This window comes from Accumulibacter sp. (assembly GCF_029255125.1).
Lineage (GTDB): Bacteria > Pseudomonadota > Gammaproteobacteria > Burkholderiales > Rhodocyclaceae > Accumulibacter.
Genome location: NZ_JAPUVR010000019.1, coordinates 1 through 2,665, shown reverse-complemented (window position 1 = coordinate 2,665; position 2,665 = coordinate 1). Strand labels below are relative to the sequence as shown.

Below are 2,665 nucleotides of genomic sequence, written 5' to 3'. Positions count from 1 at the left end.
TCGCCGCCCTCCTCGACGAACTCACCCAGCAGGAATTCCCACATCCGGAAACCGGAGCCAGAATGACCTTTGCGCTGGTCTAACGTGCCATCCGGGTTTCCTTCGAGATCCGGAAATCTGCATTTGAGCAGCGCTTAGCCGTGGACGATCGGCTGCACGAACGTGCACATGCCCCGGTCTCGCGGATCGGATGAGCGGAGGGTGCCGCCGGCTCAGGTGACCTGGAACGACCGCTTGGACAGGCCGAAGAAGTATCCCTCGATGGTGGTCTGGACGGCCTGGTCAGGCCGGCTCGCGGCGCCGAGAGTGACGAATAGCGGTGTGAAGTGCTCCACGGTGGGGTGAGCGTACGGCATTCCCGGCGCCTTGCTGGCGAAGGCCGACAATTGCTCGATGTCACCGGCGGCCAGGGCTTCCGCGGCCCAGGCGTCGAAGTCGCGCGACCAGGACGGCTCGGGTTCTCTTCCGGTGAAATGCTCGTAAGTCAGGAATGGCAGACCGTGGGTCATGAAACCTGAGCCGATGATCAGGGTGCCCTCATCGCGCAGTGGGCGCAGGCGCCGTCCGATCTCGAGCAACCGCTCCGGGTCTTGCGTCGGCAGGCTGAGTTGCAGTACCGGGACGTCGGCCGCCGGATACATGGTCATCAGCGGCACCCAGGCGCCGTGGTCGAGGCCGCGCCGGGGGTGGCGGTATACGTCGCTGGTCGACCTTGCTGACTCGCTGGATGCGCCCTGGCTGGACCGCGTGTGCGACAGGATGGCGACCACGCGATCGGCCAACTGCGTGGCGTCCGGGGTGGCGTACCGCATCCGGTGGTAGAGCGGGTCGAAGCCCGCGAAGTCGTAGATCAGGGGTGTTCCGGCGGCCGGCTGGCTCACGGCGAGCGGCGCCGCCTCCCAGTGCGCGCTGACGATCAGGACGTTGCGTGGCTTGGGCAGGCTGCCTGCCCAGCCGAACAGCTCGCCCATCCAGCGCTGGCTCTCCAGCAGAGGTGGCGCGCCGTGGCTGAGGTAGAGCGCGGGCAGCGCGCCGTCGGCCTCGATCCACTCGGGCTGCGCGGCGCTGGCAGGCAGAGCCTCGCGCAGGAAGGCCTGGTACGGATGTTCGGTCATCGACATCTCCTCAAGTCTTCCAACCGAGATGGCCGCGCTTGTTTGGGCAGGAAGGCTGCTTTGGGAAATTGAACACTGCCGGTTGCGGTCAGATAACGGGTGTCGCGCCTCGCTTTGACCTTCTGGGATTCTATCGGAAACGAATCAAGCTCGGCGGAGCTTGTGAGCGAAGGGGCGCGTGGTCTCGACGTCGCCCGACGTGTCCACGACACGTGTTCCCGAGTGTGCGCCAGCGCATCGTCCACCAATCCACGATGCCTCTGCCGCCCGGGTTGTCGTGCGTCTGCAGGCGCCCCGTTTTCGTTGACTGCCGCGAGTGGGGGCAGCGGGTGTCTTAGCGCTCGCGCCCCTTTTCGTACCAGGCTTTCTGAACCGGCGAGAAGAGGTACGCGATGACGCTCCGGCGGCCCAGGTGTATCTCGGCGCTGGCCTGCATGCCCGGGGCAAGCTCCAGGCGTTCGCCGTCGATTTCAAGCCGGGTCTGGCGTAGGCCGACCAGTGCCTTGTAGCGCAAGCCGTTGGCGCGCCCGCCGTCGCCCGGTGTGCTGCCGGCCGCCGTGGCCGTGGGCTCGCCGGCATCGGCGCCGACGTGCTCGAGCTCGCCGTCGAGCATGCCGTACTTCTGGAACGGATAGGCGGCGAGCTTGATCCGCACCGGCTGACTCTTGCGGACGAAGCCGATATCCTCGTTCGACACTCAGACTTCCGCACGCAGGATGTCGTCCTTCGGAACCAGCGTCAGCAATACGGTGCCTTGCTGGACGACCGTTCCGCGGGTGTGCGTTGCCAGATCCTTGACCACCCCCGCCTGCGGTGCGCATGTTTGGCGACTTCCTGTGCCAGGCGGTCGAGCGCGGCCTGCGTGTCGTTGCGTTCGGCGTGCAGCGCACGACGGGCGTCGGAGTCGATCTGCGCCAGCTTCTTTTCGGACTGCGCGATGCCGGCGCGCGCCGACTCGATCAGGTGTCCCTGGGTGATCAGTTCCTGTTCCTTCTCGATTCGTTCCCGCCGTTTCTCCGAGCCCATCAGGGCGCCGGCGAAGCCGTCGCGGACGCGCTTCTCGTCGGCCATCTCTTGCTCGCGGTAGTGCGGCAGAACGGCTGCCAGGCGCATTCGGACCTGTTCGGCGGCGGCCAGATCGCGCCGTGCCCGGTCCAGTCGCGCGCGCTCCTCGTCAAGTGCTGCTTCGACTGTCCGTCGGTTCGCCTGGTAGTAGGCGGCAACCTCCAGCGCCAGCGGATCGTCGGGCTGGATGCGGAAGGGCGGACCGCCGAGTTCGGCGTCGATGCGCCGTAGCGTCAGCCGCTTGCGCTCGTAGTCCGCTTGCACGGCGCGGCTGTCAGCTTCGTTGAGCAGAGTGTTCATGCGCATCAACAACTCAGAGGTTGCGAATTTTTCGTTTCAGCACTGCCACCCGGGGCAGCGGGCGCCGATGTCGCGCGGAAGGGAACAATTCTGCGGTGGCGTAGAAAGCGAGGCTGCCGACTCGCCTTTCCGCCTTTGTGCCCTGATTTTGGGGTTTCTCAACCCCCTAACCAGGCATTTGCGCT

General features: G+C 66.1%; 4 protein-coding genes. 1 reads left to right on the top strand and 3 read right to left on the bottom strand.

Going from position 1 to position 2,665, the window contains the following annotated elements:
- Positions 1-212: 212 nt before the first annotated feature.
- The 3 genes from Q1L59_RS00680 to Q1L59_RS00670 all read right to left on the bottom strand — a co-directional run bounded on the left by Q1L59_RS00680 (position 213) and on the right by Q1L59_RS00670 (position 2,486).
- Positions 213-1,115 (bottom strand): class III extradiol ring-cleavage dioxygenase, encoded by a 903-nt coding sequence (locus Q1L59_RS00680; protein ID WP_300327368.1) that lies wholly within the window; start codon positions 1,113-1,115, stop codon positions 213-215.
- Between the two features lie 334 nt (positions 1,116-1,449).
- On the bottom strand, positions 1,450-1,812 hold the full coding sequence (locus Q1L59_RS00675) for a hypothetical protein (RefSeq protein WP_300327367.1): 363 nt from the start codon (positions 1,810-1,812) through the stop codon (positions 1,450-1,452).
- 41 nt (positions 1,813-1,853) lie between these two features.
- Positions 1,854-2,486: a hypothetical protein gene (locus tag Q1L59_RS00670; protein WP_300327366.1), complete on the bottom strand. Its 633-nt coding sequence runs from the start codon at positions 2,484-2,486 to the stop codon at positions 1,854-1,856.
- Here Q1L59_RS00670 and Q1L59_RS00665 point away from each other — a divergent pair.
- Positions 2,479-2,665: hypothetical protein (locus Q1L59_RS00665; protein ID WP_300327365.1), on the top strand; the 187-nt coding region annotated here is incomplete at its 3' end. The genes Q1L59_RS00670 and Q1L59_RS00665 overlap by 8 nt on opposite strands.